Source organism: Nocardia macrotermitis, assembly GCF_009604405.1.
In the GTDB taxonomy this organism is placed as follows: domain Bacteria; phylum Actinomycetota; class Actinomycetes; order Mycobacteriales; family Mycobacteriaceae; genus Nocardia; species Nocardia macrotermitis.
On the sequence record NZ_WEGK01000011.1, the window covers coordinates 98029 to 114455 of the forward strand.

Sequence of the window (16427 nt, forward strand, 5' to 3'; positions counted from 1 at the left end):
TTCTCGGATGCGGGGCAGGTCGTCAGGGGCGGGGCGGGTCGTCGCGGGTCATGCGCGTTTTCCGGCGTCGCGGATCAGCCCGCCGCCGATGATCAGGCGCTGGATCTCGCTGGTGCCCTCGTACAGGCGCAGCAGCCGCACGTCGCGGTAGATCCGCTCGACCGGAACGTCCCGCATATATCCGGTGCCGCCGTGGATCTGCACCGCGAGATCGGCTGTCTTGCCTGCCATTTCGGTGCAGAACAGTTTGGCCGCCGAGGGGCCGAGACGTCGATCCTCGCCGCTGACATACCGTCGCGCCGTCTCGCGCACCAGCGCCCGTCCGGCCATCACACCGGTCTGCTGATCGGCGAGCATCGCCTGCACCAGCTGGAATTCGCCGATCGGCTGCCCGCCCTGCGTCGCCGACGCGGCGTAGGCGACCGATTCGTCCAGGGCCCGCTGTGCCGCGCCGACCGCCAATGCCGCGATATGTACGCGGCCGCGTGCCAGCGAGGTCATCGCCGCGCGATAACCGACCTCCTCCGAGCCGCCGACCAGTGCGCTCGCGGGCACCCGCACATCGGAGAACACCACGTCGGAGGTCCACGCGCCCTCCTGACCCATCTTGCGGTCCTTGGTTCCGACCTGCACGCCGGGCGTGTCGGCCGGGACCAGGAAGACCGCGATGCCCGGCCCGGATTCGTCGGCCGGGCGGGTGCGGGCGAACACCACGAACAGATCCGCGAGCGGGGCATTGGTGATGAACCGCTTCTGCCCGTCGATCACCCAGTCGTCGCCGTCGCGAAAAGCCTTGGTGCGCAGGCCCGCCGGATTCGAACCCGCGCCCGGCTCGGTGAGGGCGAAGGAGGCCACCACCGCGCCGGAGGCGATCCGTTCGAGCCACAGTTGCTTCTGTTCGTCGGTGCCGAAGCCGACCAGCACCTGTCCGGCAATCCCGTTGTTGGTGCCGAACATCGATCGCAGCGCCAGTGAGGTGTAGCCGAATTCCATGGCCAGTTCGACGTCCTGCGTCAGGTCCAGGCCCAGTCCGCCCCATTCCTGCGGGATGGCGTATCCGAACAAGCCCATCTCGGCGGTCTGTTTGCGCAGGTCGGCGGGGATGGCGTCGGCGGCCATGATCTCCTGCTCGCGCGGGACGACCCGGGTCCGGATGAATTCACGTACCTGGGCGAGAATCGCGCTGAAATCCTCGGGGTCCACTTCGGGCACTGCGCTCACCGTCTTCCGCTCGGGTTGGCAACTTTACAGAAATCCGAATGCGGCGGCCGTCGGCGGTGCGGTCCGGCCGGACGTGCCGAAGGTGCGATCCGCGCGGGTGCGTCGCATCGGCCGGTCCGTACTCGAATTCGCTTGCCGCTCAGTGTGATCGCGCCGATCCCGCGATGACGCCCGCATCGTGCAGGCGGCCCAGTTCGGTGTCGGCGAGCCCGAGTACCTGCGCCAGCACCTCGTCGGTGTGCTCGCCCAGATCCGGTGCGGTCGCGTACTCGCCGTACTCCGCGCCCGCACGCAGCGGCGACCGCGCCGACAACACCGGTCCGATACCCGGCTGGTCCACCTCGCCGAGAATCTCCGGGCCGCCCTCGGCGCGATACGCGGTGACCACCTCGTGCACGGTCCGGAAGCGGCTGTACAGCACACCGGCCTCGCTCAGCACCCGATCGACCTCGGCGAACGGCCGGGCGGCGAACCACGGACGCAGTGTGGCAGTGATGATTTCGCGATAACGGTAGCGGTCGGCCTCGGCCCGGAAATCCGCCCCGAGGGTCTCCTCGAGTGCGTCGAACACCTTGCCGGTGTCGGTGACAGTGCGCAGCGCGTCCCAGTGCCGGACCGTCAGCGCGACCACCATGACCCGGGCCTGATCCGATGTCTCGAAGTCGACGCCGAAACTGCCGTAGACGTGGTTGCCGTGCCGGGGCCGGGCGGTGCCCAACTCGTCGGCCTCGGCCAGCCAGCCCAGATTCGCGACCGACGCGTACGCCACGTCGGCGAGGGCGATGCGCAGGAACGCACCCTCACCCGTGCGGGCGCGGCGGTGCAGGGCGGCCAGCAGCCCGGTCGTCGCGGTCATACCGGCGAGCAGATCCCAGGCGGGCAGCACATGGTTGACCGGTGCCGCGGAATCGGCCGGACCGGTCATATTCGCCACGCCCACATCGGGATTCACCGTGTAGTCGACCGCGGCGCGACCATCGGCGTAACCGTCGATGTGCACCTGGATCAGATCCGCGCGCCGCTTGCTCAACGCCTCGTACGACAGCCACGAACGCCCGACATTGTTGTCCACCACGATGCCCGCGTCGGGCCCCGGCGCGGTGGCCAGCGCGACGATCAGCTCACGCCCCTCCGCCGACCGCACATCGATCGAGATCGACCGCTTGCCCTTGTTCAACGCCGTCCAGTACAGGCTGCGCCCCGTGCGCTGCGACAGCGGCCACCGCCCGTAATCGGCCGCCCCGCCGATCGGATCCAGCCGAATCACATCGGCCCCGAGCTGCCCCAGCGTCATCCCGCCCGAGGGCCCCGCGACGAAACTGGCGAACTCCAGCACGCGCAGACCTGCCAACGGGCGTAGAGCGGGGTCGTCGGTGACCAATACAACCTCCCCGGTATTCCGGTTGTGCGAAGGCACACGATCATTCGCTGCTGAATGTTATGCCGAATTGCTCGGCAGGGCAATGCATCTCGCGGAAATCCGCAGGTCGCAGACGCGCTGCGGGGAGACCTGAACGGGTGACGCGGAGAGTTGCAGTGCCCTTTTCTCACGTCTGCTCCGGCGTGGAACCCGGACCGATCAGCATCGCCGTGTGCGCTCCGGCGGATTCGCTCAGACCCATGACAGACAGTGCGAATCCGAGGAAGTGTTCGGCGAAAAGGACGGCTACCCCGCTGAACGCACCCTGTCCGCCACCCGCCCGCCACTCAAGGAAATCGCCTCTACCTCCGCGTTCCTCGCCTCCACCGCCCGGAATTCAGCGCGGAGCAGGCCCCAGCGTGGGGCGGGACGCAGCGTGCGGTGGGACCCAGCGTCGGGCGGGACGCAGTGTGAGGCGAGATGCAGCGTGCGGCGGGACGCGGCGTGAGGCGAGATGCAGCGTGAGGCGAGATGCGGCGTGAGGCGAGATGCAGTGCCGGGCGAGACGCGGTAGAGGGCAGGATTCAGCGTGGGGCGAGTCGATGGCGGATGCGGTGCGTGATGCTCCATTGCCGCCCGGATCACCAGGCGCTGGTAGTCAGGCTGCGGTCGCGGCGTCGTCATGTGGGGCCACTCGGGCGCGCTCCGGGGAGTGGTAACACTGTGCGCGTTGGTCTCCTCGGGCGGAAGCCGCCGATATCGCCGCTGCCTCCGTGTGCCTGGTCTCCGCTGGGCGGGATCCAGCGTTCGCCGGGCTGTCGAGTCGATGGCGGACGAAATACTGCCGTCCGATTGCTGTCTCGATTGTGGGCGTTGGCGGTTGCGGGCTGTGATTGCGGGTGCAGCCGTGGCCACTCGGGCGCAGCCGGAGGCGTATGAGGGCACTGTGTGCGTTGGCGTCTTAGGGGTGGAAGTCGCTGATATTGCTTCTGCCTGCGTGTTCCCTGTCTCTGCTGGGCGGGACAGCGTTGGGGCGATGGTGGCTGTGATTCGGGATGCTCGATTGCTGCCTCGGATGTGGGAGTGGCGGTTAGTCTGCGGGGGCCGTGTCGCTGTGGTCGGCCCACTGGGTGGGGGACGGGGCGGGCGGGCAGACTGTGCGGTGGGTTCCTTGGGGTGGGGGCCGCTGATGAGGAGATGGTGATGCGGTACGACGAATATCGGGCATACGATGCGGTGGGGTTGGCGGGGTTGGTTGCTCGGGGGGAGGTGCATGCGGGGGAGCTGTTGGAGTTGGCGGTGGAGCGGTGTGCGCGGGTTGATCCGGCGATCAACGCGGTGAGTTTGCTGATGGAGGAGAACGGGCAGGAGTTGGCTCGGCGGGAGGTGGCGGGGCCGCTGGCGGGGGTGCCGTTTCTGATCAAGGATCTGGCGCAGGATTACGCCGGATTTCCGACTTCGGCGGGGACGGGGCCGTTGCGGTCGGTGCCGGCGCGGGAGCACAGCATCGCGGTGCGGCGGTGGCTGGACGCGGGGTTGGTGATATTCGGGAAGACCACGACGCCGGAATTCGGGAGTAAGGGCATCACCGAGACGCGGACGTTCGGTGCGACCCGCAATCCGTGGGATACCGATCGCACGCCCGGCGGGTCGTCGGGTGGGTCGGCCGCGGCGGTGGCGGCGGGGATCGCGCCGGTGGCGGGTGCCAGTGACGGGGGCGGTTCGATCCGGATTCCCGCGGCCTGCACGGGGTTGTTCGGGCTCAAGGCCGGGCGTGGGTTGATTCCGAGTGGTCCGGTGCTGGGTGATCCGCTGTTCGGGGCGGTGAGTGAGGGCGTGCTGTCGCGCAGCGTGCGTGATACGGCGGTGATGTTCGACATCCTCAGTCCCTTGGATCCCGGTGCGCCCTATGCGGTACCGCGTGCCGAGCGGCCGTATCTCGATGCGGTGACCGATCCGGTGCGCCGTTTGCGGATCGGGTTCACGCACACGTCGCCGCAGGGGACGGCGGTGGATGCCGAGGCGGTGCGTGCGGTCGAGGATGCCGCCGCGCTGCTGGAATCGTTGGGGCACACCGTGGAACCGGCCGCGCCCGAGATCGACGGTCGGCGTCTGGGTATGGACTTCATGACGGTGTGGACCGCCTGGTGTGCCGCGGAACTCGCCGAGGCGTGCCGCGAAACCGGTGCCAGCACAGCCGATTTCGATATCGACACCCAGGTGCTCGCGGCGGTGGGGCGGGCGGTGTCCTCGCCGGAACTGCTGCTCGCGCATGCGCGTTGGACCGGATACACGCGGGCGCTGGCCGAATTCCACGAGACCTACGATCTGTTGCTCACGCCGTCGCTGGCCGAGCCGCCGCTGCGCATCGGCCAGCACCGCACGCCGGCGATAGCCGATACCGCGTTGCCGCCGCTGTTACGGCTGGGTGTGGGGAAGGTGTTGTCCCGCACCGGATTCTATCGCGATCTGGTCACCGCGAACCTGGCCGCGGTGCCCTTCACGCAGCTGGCCAACATCACCGGCCGCCCCGCGATGAGTGTGCCGACGCACTGGACCGCCGGTGGCCTGCCACTGGGTACACAGTTCGTCGGGCGGCCCGGCAGCGAGTACCTGTTACTGCAACTCGCCGCCGAAATCGAAACGGCGCGACCGTGGTTCGACCGTCACCCGGACGAGGCCGGACTTCTCGGGTAGCTACTCGCGCCAGCCCTGAAGTTCGACGCCCTTGGCGGTGTCGACCCGGAAGCCGAGCGAAATCTCCGCTGTCGCTTCGGGTTCCAGTGGTACCCGCCAGGTCACCTCGCCCAGGTCGGTGCGCTGCTCCGGATCGGGGCGGCAGGTGATGTCGCGGACCGTGATGCCCTCGTCGCGCGAGACCGGGAGCCGGTCCAGCACGGTGACGGTGGTGGCGCGGCGGCCGTAGTTGCCCACGGTGATGCGATAGCGGACCTCGCGCCGGGTCACGCTGCCGATCACACCCTTTCCGGCGGTGCGGCGCACGAGTTCGCGTTCGGCCCGAATCCGTTCGTCCACACCGAGATTCAGCTCGATCTCCTCGCCCGGGGCCCAGATCTCGAGTCCGGTCGTGCCGACGAATTCGGAGTCGTGGAACACCGAGGCCCGGCCCGGGCGCAGCGTGTGCTCGGAGGTGTTCACCGCGGTCGCCCGCAGATACACTTCCTGGCTCTGCGCGGGTGCGGTGATGTGATCGAGAGTGGCATCCAGATCCAGCGTGGCCACGGTGGTGCGGTGCGCGGTCGCGTCACTGGGGACCGCGATGCGTTGCGGCGGACGGTAAGTGGTCGCCGCAGCGCCGTGTTCGACTGCGGGCGGGGCAGGTTCGGCCATGGCGGCGCGTAAAACCTTGGCGCGCGGCATCATTCCGGGTGCGGACGGCGCGGCATCCGGCGCGCCACCGTAAGCCATCGGATTCGGCGGTGGTGGTGGGCGCAGGCGGTCCAGGAACCAGGGCTCGGGTTCGGGCAGCCGCGCCGAGACGGCCGGGCGGGCGGTGGAGAGGGCCAGTTCGCACTGCGGCCAGTCCTCGCCGGTGTTCTGGGTGATCTCCGCGTACCAGCCGAGGGTGAGGCGGTCGTCGCGCAGCCGGATGTCGTAGGTGGAGATCCAGCGGGCGTCGTCGACGACGTAGGAGAGTTCGAGCTCCAGCTCACCCGCTTCGTGCACGTCCAGGGACACCGCGACCTGCTGTCGGTCCGGGGTGCGCTTGCGGTGATGTTCGGCCAGTTCGCGTTCGGCGGCGGCGAGATCCTCGGTGCGGAGTTCGTGCCGACGCTGTAGTTCGCGCTGTCGTGCGAGTGTCTCGCCGAGCTGCTGTGCGAGCGAATCACTCAGTCCCGCAACCCGATCCGGCTCGATCTCACCCGTCGCCAGGGCCTTGGCGAAGGCGCTGCCGGAGCGTCGGCCGAGGTTGTTGAGCAGTTCGGCCCGGCCGTCCTCGACCGTGCGGGCATCGGTGAGTTCCGCGAGTTGCGCCCGGATCTGCTCGGCACGCTGTTCGAGTTCCCGGACCACCGCGTCCGGCGAACGCGGATGGCGCCGCACCCCCACATCGACCCCCAGCACCGCGGCCGCACCCCGCCCACTCACCCGCACCGAATCCCGGACCAGCCCCAACGGCAGCCCGCCGACCTCCACCGACTGCTCCCCGGCCTCCACGATGACGGTCGTGCGCCGGGTGATCCGCGCCTGCCCCGGATACACGGTCACCGCCACGATCGGGGCATCCACCATGCTCATGCCGCGAGGCTACCGCGTGCGGAAGTTCATCGGTTGCCGCTTCGTCCCGGTGAGCGGCGGGCGATGTCGTTGTCCGTTCCGTGCCGCCTCGGTGGGATGTGCGAAATCCCTTGAGGCCGTGGATTTTACAGTTAACTGTCGCATTCGGACCGACTCTGCGAAGGATGCCGACTGCGACTGGTGGACCCTCGGTCGGGTTCGTATCCCCGATCTGTGATGCGTCGACCCGCACGCTGTTCCGCTGTCGGGTGGTGTCGCCCGGTTCGAGCCTACGGCGCGATGCCGGGGAACAGATTGGCGATCAGAGCATCTGCGAACTCGATGGTCAGGGGTTCGGTGGGGAGTAGGAGGCGGTGGTAGCACGCGCCCCAGAGTTGGTCGACGATGGCTTCGAGGTCGGCGGTGTGGCGGATCTGACCGGCGGCGCGGGCGATGGTGAGGCGTTCGACGGCGAGGTTGCGGCGGGGGCGGATGTACTGCTCGGACAGGGCGGCGGCCAGGCCGGGATCGGTCTGTGCGGCCCCGATGATCTCGGCGATGACCGAGCCGTTGCGGTCCAGCAGGTCGACGAACGCGTGCAGTTGCGTGGTCAGGTCGCGGCGGATGTCGCCGGTGTCGGAGAAGGCGAGGGTGTCCTCGACGGCGGCGAAGTACGCCTCGAATGCCAGGGCTCCGGGGGAGGGCCACCATTTGTAGAGGGTGACCTTGCTGGCCCCGGCGCGGGCGGCGACCTTCTCGAAGGTGATGCTCCGAATGCCTTGGGAGAACAGCAGATCCGAGGCCGCAGCCAGGGTCGCGCTGCGTACCTCGTGGGCGGGGCGGCGGCCGCGGCCGGGGGGCAGGCGGGGTGTGTCGGGTTGTGGCACGGGTGCTCCGAACTGTTGTGGGTGTGGTCCGCTGAGGTGGGTCCGCAACCCCTGTAAGTATATGGACAACTCGTTCATATTTCATTAGTGTACGAGATGTTCACATACTCTCCAAGGAGAAGGCCATGACTACAGGGCAGGCAACGGAACGGGTCGCCATCGTGACCGGCGGTTCCGGTGGGATCGGTGGGGCGGCGGCGCAGCGGCTGGCCGCCGACGGAATGAAGGTCGTCGTGCACTACGCGGGCGGCGCGGCGAAGGCGGACCAGGTCGTCGAATCCATCACTGCCGCAGGCGGTGTCGCGATCGCGCTACCGGGCGATGTGGCGGATCCCGCCGAGATGGGGCAGCTGTTCGATACCGTGCAGGAGCGGTTCGGCGGGGTCGACGTGGTGGTCAACACCGCCGGGATCATGCTGCTCGCACCGGTCGCGGAGATGGATCTGGACGCGTTCGACCGGATGCATCGGGTCAATGTGCGCGGCACCTTCGTGGTCTCGCAGCTCGCGGCGCGCAGGCTGCGGCCGGGTGGCGCGCTGATCAACTTCTCGACCTCGATCACGCGGTTGCAGCCGCCGACCTATGCCGCCTACGCCGCGACGAAGGGCGCGGTCGAGGCCATGACCTTGATCCTGGCGCGGGAGATGCGCGGCCGCGACGTCACGGTGAACGTGGTGGCTCCGGGTCCCACCGCGACCGCGCTGTTCCTGGACGGCAAGACCGAGGAGCAGATCGATCGGCTGGCCGCCGCGCCGCCGCTGGAGCGGCTGGGCACGCCCGAGGACATCGCCGAATCCGTCGCGTTCCTCGCCGGTCCCGGACGTTGGGTGAACGGTCAGGTCATCTACGCCAACGGTGGCATCGGCTGAGGTCTCCTTACTCGGATTCGGTTGTGGCGCTGTCGTTCAGGGCCGCCGAGGCGATGGCGAAGGCCGCGTTCGCCTTGGGCACGCCCGCGTAGACGCCGGTGTGCAGCAGCACCTCGGCGATCTCCTCGCGGGTCAGGCCGTTGCGCAGTGCGCCGTGCACATGCATCGCGATCTCGCCCTCACAGCCCAGTGCGGTGAGGACGGCCAGGGTGATCGCGCTGCGGGTGCGACGGTCCAGGCCCGCACGGGTCCAGATCGCACCCCAGGCGGCCTCGGTGATGTACTCCTGGAACGGGCGGGTGAATTCGGTGGTGCGGGCGATGGCGCGGTCGACGTGCTCGTCGCCGAGCACCTCGCGGCGGACGGTGTTTCCGGCGTTGTCGAGGTTCACGAGTTCTCCCGGAGGTGGTTGCGGATCAGTTCCAGAAACTGCGGGGCTTGTTCCACGGTGCCCAGATGTGCTGCCCTGTCGACGATTTCGAATCGTGCCCGTGGGATTCCGTCGGCGATGAGCCTGCCGTGTTCGGGCGGCAGGGCGTTGTCGTCGGCTCCGGAGATCACCAGGGTCGGGGTGGTGATCTCCGAAAGATCCGGTGTCAGATCGAATTCCGACAGCAGTTCGCAGCATGCGGCGTAGCCCTCGGGTGGAGTGTCGGCGGTGAGGGCGCGCAGGGCGCGGGCGCGGTGCGGGTGGGTCATGCGCCAGGCGGGAGTGAACCAGCGGGTGAGGCTGCCGTCGGCAATGGCCTCCATCCCGTCGGCGCGGGCCTGGGCGGCGCGTTCGATCCACATCTGCCTGTTCCCGGGGTGGGCCGAACTACAGCACACCGTCAGCGACCGGACTCGCGTCGGATGCTGCCGTGCGAGCCACAGACCCAGCATGCCGCCTAGCGAGATGCCGACGATGTGTGCTTGCTCCGCGCCGAGACGGTCGAGCAGGTCGAGTGCGTCTGCGCCCAGGTCCTCGATTCGATACGGGCCTGCCGGAACCGGCGAGTCGCCGTGGCCGCGCATATCGTGTCGGATCACGCAGAAACCGTTGTCCACCAATGGATTAACGTAGTCGTCCCAGATGCTCGAGTCACTGCCGATCGAGTTCGCGAGCAGAATTGGCACGCCGTCGGCAGGGCCATCTGTGCGGTAGTGGACGGCGACGGGATCGAGGGGGGTTGCGGGCCGTTCGGTCACTGGATCGCCGTGGTGATGCGCCTCGCTCGAGCGCGTGGAGGTATCGGCGCGGTAGGAGATCTCGGTAGGTTGCGTTGGCGGTCCGGGCTGGTCGGCCACTGGATCGCTGCGGTGATGCGCCTCGCTAGACCGCGTGGAGGTATCGGCGCGGTGGGAGATCTCGGCAGGTTCCGTTGGCGGTCCGGGCTGGTCGGTAATTGTCCGGCGTACTGGGATGCGGTCGGCGACCTCCGGTGTGGTTGCGGAGATGCCGCGTTGCCGGGCGGTGTCGGCTGTGTGATCGACGTGGCGGTGTTCGTCGGTGGCACGTGCCGGGGAATTGACCGGTCGTCGGCGATGGGCAGCCAGGGCGCGATCTATGAATGTCGTTGCGCTGCCCAGATATCCGGTGGGGGCGAGGAGTGACTGGATGCGGCGACGGTCCAGATGCTGTTGCAGGACAGGGTGATCGGTGAGGAGTTGGGTGAAGTCGGCTCCCGTGGCAGTGTGCCGTCGGGCGCATTCGGTGACGGCCTCGTGGGCGGCGAGGCGTCCGATCGCGGGGGTGAGGGCGGTGGTGATGCGTTCGGCCATCAGGAGTCCGCCTGTGGCCGTGAGGTTCTCGCGCATTCGGCGGGGGTGTGGTCGCAGCCGGGTGAGGCTGGTGTCGAGCCAGTGGACGGCGGTGCCGGTGGTGCGCAGCAGTTCGGTGAGGGGGTGCCATTCGGCGTGCCAGGAACCGGCGGCGCGTTGATACTCCTGTGCGGCAGTGGAATACAGGGTCGCCGCGAGTCCGGGGGCCTGCGCGGCCGCGGCCGTGGCAAGGACGGCGGCGATCGGGTTGCGCTTGTGCGGCATGGTGGATGATCCGCCGATGCCCTCGGCGACCTCCTCGACCTCGCCGACCTCGGTCTGCGCCAGCAGCGTGATGTCCCGGGCGATCTTGGCGACCGTGCCGCAGGTCGTGGCCAAGGCCCCGGTGAGGTCGGCGATCCGGGTGCGGTCGGTGTGCCAGGGCAGGACGGGCTCGGCCAGGCCGGTGTGCCGGGCGAAGGCGGCCAGTACGTCGGGTCCGGCGGTGTCGAGGGAGGCGAGAGTTCCTGCCGCGCCGCCCAATTGGACGGCCAGATGGTCGCGGACCTCGCTGACTCGCTCCGACGCGCTGTCGATGGCCGAGAGCCAACCCGCCGCGGTGAATCCGAAGGTGATCGGTACCGCCTGCTGCAACAGCGAGCGCCCGACCTGCGGTGTGCACGCGTGATCGGCGACCAACAGCGCCAGCCGGTCCGCGCAGGACTCCAACTGCCCGAGCAGTTCTCGCAGTGCTGTGCGCGCGACGAGCATGGCGGCGGTATCGAGAATGTCCTGACTCGTCGCTCCTCGATGCACCGACCCGGCAGCGGCGGCATCCGATTCGGCCACCCGAGCGGTGAGCGCCTTCACCAGCGGTCCCACCGGGTTGCCGATACCTGTTGCAGCCCTACCAATTTCGACAGCATCGTAGAATTCCGCGGCACAGGCGTCGGCGATCCGCTTCGCGTGTTTCGCGGGTATCACTCGCGCCTCGGCTTCCGCGCGCGCCAGCGCCGCCTCGGCATCCAACATGGCCTGCAACCACGCCACATCGGAGACCGCCGCCTGCACCGGCCCGGCCGCGAGAATCGGATCGAAGAGTTCGGACACCGTCAGCTCCTGTTCCCGCGCTCGTGGGCAGACCGGCTCGCCCGGGTGATCGAACCGGTGAGTCCGGAGTTCTCCACCCGATCACACATCGAAGAAGACCGTTTCCCCGGGGCCCTGCAAACGGATGTCGAAGCGATAGCCGTCGGGGGAATGGGTGGCGTACAAAGTGTTTCGACGATCCTCCGGCACGGTGGACAGGATTGGGTCCGCGGCATTGGCCTCGGCAGTATCCGGGAAATAGATCCGGGTGACGACGCGGTGCAGCATGCCACGCGCGAAGACCGACACATCGATGTGCGGAGCCTGCGGCCGACTGTCGCGCGTGGGCACCGGGCCGGGAAGCACTGTGTGGATGGCGAACTCGCCGAGACGCGTGTCGCTGCGGCCCAGCCCGCGCCAGCCCGGGTGGCGTCCGCGCGGATCCTCGGGGTGATCGAAACGCCCGTCCGGCGCGGCCTGCCAGGTCTCCACGAGAGCGTCGGGAATCCGATCGCCGTGACCGTCGAAGATCTCGCCCCGGATCCAGAACGCCCCGGGCGTGCCCTCGGGGACGACCAGGGTTCCGGCGCGACCCCAGTCCAGGCCGATGGTGAGGAAGGGCCCCACGGTCTGCGACGGGGTGGTGGGTAGTTCGGTGGTGGATTCAGTCATGGTGGGGCTCCTCGAACGGGGTCTGCTCGCGCCCGCGCAGTACGATGTCGAACTCGAAGGCCAGCGCCCAGTTCGGCCGGGTGCGTTCCAGGCTGAAACGCGAAATCAGCCGGGGCCGTGCGTCTTCCGGAGTCGAGTTGAAGATCGGATCCTGGTGGAAGAGTGGATCGCCGGGGAAATACATCTGGGTGACCAGGCGCTGGGTGAACGCCCGCCCGAAGACCGAGAAGTGGATGTGCGCGGGCCGCCACGCATTGTGGTGATTACCCCACGGATACGCGCCGGGCTGGATGGTGACGAACTCGTAGCGGCCGAATTTGTCGGTCAGCGTGCGCCCCACACCGTCGAAATTGGGATCCAGCGGCGCGTCCCAGCGGTCGCCGATGTGCCGGTAGCGGCCCGCGGCATTGGCCTGCCAGATCTCGATCAGCGAATCGGGGATCGGGCGGCCGTCCCCGTCGAGCAGCCGCCCGAACACGACGATGCGCTGCCCGATCGGCTCGCCGCGATGCTGGAAGGTCAGATCGTGTTCCCCGGGACGCACCGCGTCGTGTCCCAGCACCGGGCCGGTGATCTCGGTCAGCGTGTGCGGCAACAGGATCAGCGCTTGATCGGGATGCCGCAGCGCGGTCGAGCGGTACTCGGGGGAGTCCAGCGGGGGATGGGTGCCGGGCGGGTCGGGCCGGTAGCCGGTGAGCGGGGTGGTCATGGCAGTCCTTCGATGGGGATTCCGGAATAGTTCTCGGCGAGTTCGGTTGCGGCGGCGGAAGATTGGGCGACGCGCTGTAACTGTGTGAGTTGCAGCCCGGCATCGAACTCGTCGCCGTGCCGGTGCAGCATCGTGGTCATCCACCACGAGAAGTGGGTGCACCGCCACACCCGGCGCAACGCGGTGTCGGAGTAGGCGTCCGCGAGCCGGGTATCACCGGCGCCGAGCCATTCGGCGATGGCACGGGACAGCAGCGCGACATCGGCGATGGCGAGATTGAGCCCCTTCGCGCCGGTCGGCGGCACGGTGTGGGCGGCATCGCCGGCCAGGAACAGGCGTCCGTGGCGCATCGGGGAGGTGACCACGCTGCGCATGGGCAGCACGCTGCGTTCGGTGATCGGGCCGGGGTGCAGCGTCCAGCCGTCCAGGCCCAAGCGGGTGGACAGCGCGTCCCAGATCCGGTCGTCACTCCAGTCGGCGAGGTCCTCGTCGGGGCGAACTTGCAGGTAGAAGCGGCTCACGGTGGGTGAGCGCATGCTGTGCAGCGCGAAACCGTCCGGATGCCAGGCGTAGATCAGCTCGTCGGTGGAGGGGGCGACGTCGGCGCGGATGCCGAGCCAGGCGAACGGGTAGGTGCGCTCGAGCGTGCGGCGATGCTGCCGCGGGACGGAATGCCTACTGGGACCGTGTGATCCGTCGCAGCCCGCGATGATCTCGGCGTCGATCCGCTGCGCCCGCCCCTCGGCATCGGTGAAAGTCACTGCGGGAGAATCGGACTCGACATCGTGCAATTCGACATCGGACACCTCGTAGAACGCCGCCTGCCCCGCCCGCTCCCGCGCGGCCATCAGATCCTTTGTCACCTCGGTCTGCCCGTACACCCACACCGATTTCCCGGTCAGATCCACGAAATCCAGATGCCGCCGCTCGCCCGGCCATTGCAGATGGATGCCGCGATGTTCGATCCCGTCCCGCGCGATCCGATCCCCGACCCCGGCCTCGCGCAGCAGCCGCACCGACGCCGACTCCAGAATGCCCGCGCGGATACGGGATTTCACGTATTCGGCGCTGCGCCGCTCCACGAGTACGGATTCGATTCCGGCCGCGTCGAGCAGCTGCGCCAGGAACAGTCCGGCGGGTCCAGCGCCGATGATCGCTACGCGAGTGCGCATGAATCGTCCTTTCGCTTCGAAATATGGTGCCGGGCAGGGGAATTGCTGAGGATGATCGATTCCTGACTGGTTCGCCGGCGGCGGATCCGTCGCCGGGGTGCGGGGGTACGGGTGGTGCGCACGGCTCAGAACGGGAACCGGGCGTGGTCGGTGGCCATGGTGAGCCACCTTGTGTTGGAGAAGGATTCGATACCCCAGCGTCCGCCGAAACGTCCGTAGCCCGAACTCTTGAAGCCGCCGAACGGGGCCTGCGGTTCGTCCATGACGGTCTGATCGTTGATGTGCACGATGCCGGTGCGCAGCCGGGCGGCCACCCGCAGGCCGTGCGAGGTGTCCTCGGTGATCACGCCCGCGGACAGGCCGTTCTCGGTGTCGTTCGCCTTGTCGACGGCCTCGTCGTCGGTCTCGAAGGTGTCGATCGCGCAGACCGGGCCGAAGGATTCGGTGTGGTGGAGCCGCGCGTGGGCGGGGACATCGGTGAGCAGCGTCGCCGGATAGTGCGCACCGTTCGGATCACCGCCTCCCGCAACGAGTTTCGCGCCGTCGGTGACCGCGTCGGCGACCAGCGCGGCCACCCGGGACGCGGCCGCCGGGCTCATCAGCGGCCCGATCACGGTCGTCGGATCGGCCGGATCGCCCGCGGGCAGTGCCTCGACCGCGGCGGCGAGTTTGTCGGTGAACTCCTCCGCGAGAGACTCGTGCACGAGCAGCCGATCCGCCGACATACAGATCTGACCGACGTTGTTGCACATCGCGAATGCCGCCGCGGTGACCGCGTAGTCCACATCCGCGTCGGCCAGCACGATCACCGAATTCTTGCCGCCGAGTTCGAGCACGGCGGGCTTGAGGTGTTGTGCGGCAAGGGTTCCGATGATGCGGCCGACGGCGGTGGAGCCGGTGAAGTTCACCGCGCGGACGCGGTCGTCGGCGATCAGGGTCTCGGCGATGACGGGTGCGTCGGCGGGATCGTTGGTGATCACGTTCAACACGCCGTCGGGCAGTCCGGCCTCGCGCAGCACGTCGGCCAGGAACAGTCCGCTGGCCAGCGGGGCGAATTCGCTCGGCTTGAGGACCACGGTGTTCCCGGCGGCGAGCGGTGCGGCCAGCGCGCGGATGCCCAGGATGATCGGGGCGTTCCAGGGCGCGAAGGCCGCGACGACGCCGACCGGTTGCCGCACCGCCAGGCCCAGAATGCCGGGCTGCTGGGTGGTGAGTACCTCGCCGCGCGGGGCGGTGATCGCGGCGGCGGCCTCGCGTAGGGTGTTCGCGGCGAGCCACACGTTGAATCCGGCCCACCCGGCGGCCGCGCCGACCTCCCCGGCCATGGTCTGCACGGCCTGCTCGGTCCTGGCCTCCAGCAGATCGGCGGCACGCAGGAAGATCGCGCGTCGTTCGAAGGGGCTCAGTGCGGCCCAGTCGCGAAATGCGTTGTCGGCGGCCGTGATCGCGGCGGTCACGTCGTCGGGTTCGGCCGCGGCGACGGTGGCGTGGACGGCTCCGGTGTGTGGCGTCGTCACGGTGGTGGTCCGGCCGCCGCGGGCGGGCCGGTCCGTGCCGCCGATGAGCAGATCACGAGTGATGGGCATGGTTTCTCGATTCTGTCGCCGCCACCCGCCGCCGGGTTTGGCCTGGTCATTGGTGACAGCATGGCGAGGGTGTGTCCCGTGCCACTACCACATTCCCATTGAATGGATGAGATTCAGCGATCCGCGCCCAGGGCGCGGGAGATGCCGCGCGCGGTGGCCTGCACGGCGGGAGCGATGCTGCGGGCCGCGTCGTCGTTGGGGACGATCGTGGCGAGCGCGGCGACGACGAGTCCGCGCACCGTGCGCACGGGTGCGGCGATGGAGGTGGTGGTCGCGTCGAGATGTCCTGGGCAGAAGGCGATTCCGGTGCGGCGGATCTCACCGAGGAAGGCGCGCAATGCTTTCGGATCGGTGACGGTGTTCGGGGTGAACCGATCGAGTGGCCGGGTCAGGATCGAATCCTGAAGTTCCAGTGGGCCGTTCGCGAGCAGCACCAGGCCCGGGGCCGAGGCGTGCAGGGGCAGCCGTCCGGCGTAACGGCTCAGATTGCGGACCGAACCGGGCGCGGAGAGGCGTTCGATGTAGAGCACCTCGCTGTCCTGCAGGACCGCCAGTTGCACGTGATTGCCGATCACCGCGTGCAGATCCTGCATGAACGGCATCGCCATCTCGCGCAGGCCCAGGGTGGGGGAGGCGCGCGAGACCAGTTCCCAGATCCGCACGCCGATGCGGATGCGGCGATCGGCGTCGCGCCGCAGCCAGCCGTAACCGATCAGCTCGTTGACCAGGCGCGAGGTGGTCGCGATCGGTAGACCGGTGCGTCGCGCGAGTTCGGAGACACCGATGGCGGGGGTGTCGGCGTCGAACGCCTCGAAGATCCGCACCGCCCGGGACAGTACGGATTCGCCGCTGGGTGACCTGGCCATCAGCCGCCCGCGACCCG

The 16427-nt window shown here is 68.7% G+C and carries 13 protein-coding genes; 2 read left to right on the top strand and 11 right to left on the bottom strand.

Features of this window, described 5'->3' with window-relative positions; translation table 11 throughout:
- Positions 1–48 precede the first annotated feature (48 nt).
- Positions 49–1203: an acyl-CoA dehydrogenase family protein gene (locus NRB20_RS24215; protein WP_319945368.1), complete on the bottom strand. Its 1155-nt coding sequence runs from the start codon at positions 1201–1203 to the stop codon at positions 49–51.
- Between the two features lie 157 nt (positions 1204–1360).
- A complete protein-coding gene (locus tag NRB20_RS24220; RefSeq protein WP_153412873.1) occupies positions 1361–2602 on the bottom strand; it encodes a CoA transferase in 1242 nt (413 codons plus the stop codon).
- A gap of 1182 nt (positions 2603–3784) precedes the next feature.
- On the opposite strand from NRB20_RS24220, the gene NRB20_RS24225 reads away from it, so the two are divergent.
- Positions 3785–5278: an amidase gene (locus NRB20_RS24225; RefSeq protein WP_153412875.1), complete on the top strand. Its 1494-nt coding sequence runs from the start codon at positions 3785–3787 to the stop codon at positions 5276–5278.
- Here NRB20_RS24225 and NRB20_RS24230 read toward each other — a convergent pair whose 3' ends face one another.
- Positions 5279–6841, bottom strand: a complete 1563-nt coding sequence (locus tag NRB20_RS24230; RefSeq protein WP_153412877.1) for a mucoidy inhibitor MuiA family protein — start codon at positions 6839–6841, stop codon at positions 5279–5281.
- 269 nt (positions 6842–7110) lie between these two features.
- Positions 7111–7683, bottom strand: coding sequence for a TetR/AcrR family transcriptional regulator (locus NRB20_RS24235; RefSeq protein ID WP_227833836.1), 573 nt, complete (start codon positions 7681–7683; stop codon positions 7111–7113).
- Positions 7684–7832: 149 nt separating this feature from the next.
- On the opposite strand from NRB20_RS24235, the gene NRB20_RS24240 reads away from it, so the two are divergent.
- Positions 7833–8576 (top strand): SDR family oxidoreductase, encoded by a 744-nt coding sequence (locus NRB20_RS24240; RefSeq protein WP_153412881.1) that lies wholly within the window; start codon positions 7833–7835, stop codon positions 8574–8576.
- 7 nt (positions 8577–8583) lie between these two features.
- On the opposite strand, the gene pcaC is transcribed toward NRB20_RS24240, so the two are convergent.
- The 7 genes from pcaC to NRB20_RS24275 all read right to left on the bottom strand — a co-directional run bounded on the left by pcaC (position 8584) and on the right by NRB20_RS24275 (position 16410).
- Complete coding sequence (gene pcaC / locus NRB20_RS39360; RefSeq protein WP_319945327.1) at positions 8584–8967, bottom strand: 4-carboxymuconolactone decarboxylase; 384 nt, start codon at positions 8965–8967, stop codon at positions 8584–8586.
- Positions 8964–11426, bottom strand: coding sequence for a 3-carboxy-cis,cis-muconate cycloisomerase (pcaB, locus tag NRB20_RS38370; RefSeq protein WP_319945328.1), 2463 nt, complete (start codon positions 11424–11426; stop codon positions 8964–8966). The genes pcaC and pcaB overlap by 4 nt, the downstream gene beginning before the upstream one ends.
- An 81-nt stretch (positions 11427–11507) precedes the next feature.
- A complete protein-coding gene (gene pcaG, locus NRB20_RS24255; protein WP_153412883.1) occupies positions 11508–12077 on the bottom strand; it encodes a protocatechuate 3,4-dioxygenase subunit alpha in 570 nt (189 codons plus the stop codon).
- Positions 12070–12786, bottom strand: a complete 717-nt coding sequence (gene pcaH / locus NRB20_RS24260; protein WP_153412885.1) for a protocatechuate 3,4-dioxygenase subunit beta — start codon at positions 12784–12786, stop codon at positions 12070–12072. The genes pcaG and pcaH overlap by 8 nt, the downstream gene beginning before the upstream one ends.
- Positions 12783–13958, bottom strand: coding sequence for a 4-hydroxybenzoate 3-monooxygenase (locus NRB20_RS24265; RefSeq protein WP_153412888.1), 1176 nt, complete (start codon positions 13956–13958; stop codon positions 12783–12785). The genes pcaH and NRB20_RS24265 overlap by 4 nt, the downstream gene beginning before the upstream one ends.
- A 125-nt stretch (positions 13959–14083) precedes the next feature.
- Complete coding sequence (locus tag NRB20_RS24270) at positions 14084–15544, bottom strand: aldehyde dehydrogenase family protein (protein ID WP_153412890.1); 1461 nt, start codon at positions 15542–15544, stop codon at positions 14084–14086.
- 113 nt (positions 15545–15657) lie between these two features.
- Positions 15658–16410 carry an IclR family transcriptional regulator gene (locus tag NRB20_RS24275; protein ID WP_153412892.1) on the bottom strand — a complete coding sequence of 251 codons (753 nt, stop codon included), beginning with the start codon at positions 16408–16410 and terminating at the stop codon, positions 15658–15660.
- Between the last annotated feature and the right edge of the window lie 17 nt (positions 16411–16427).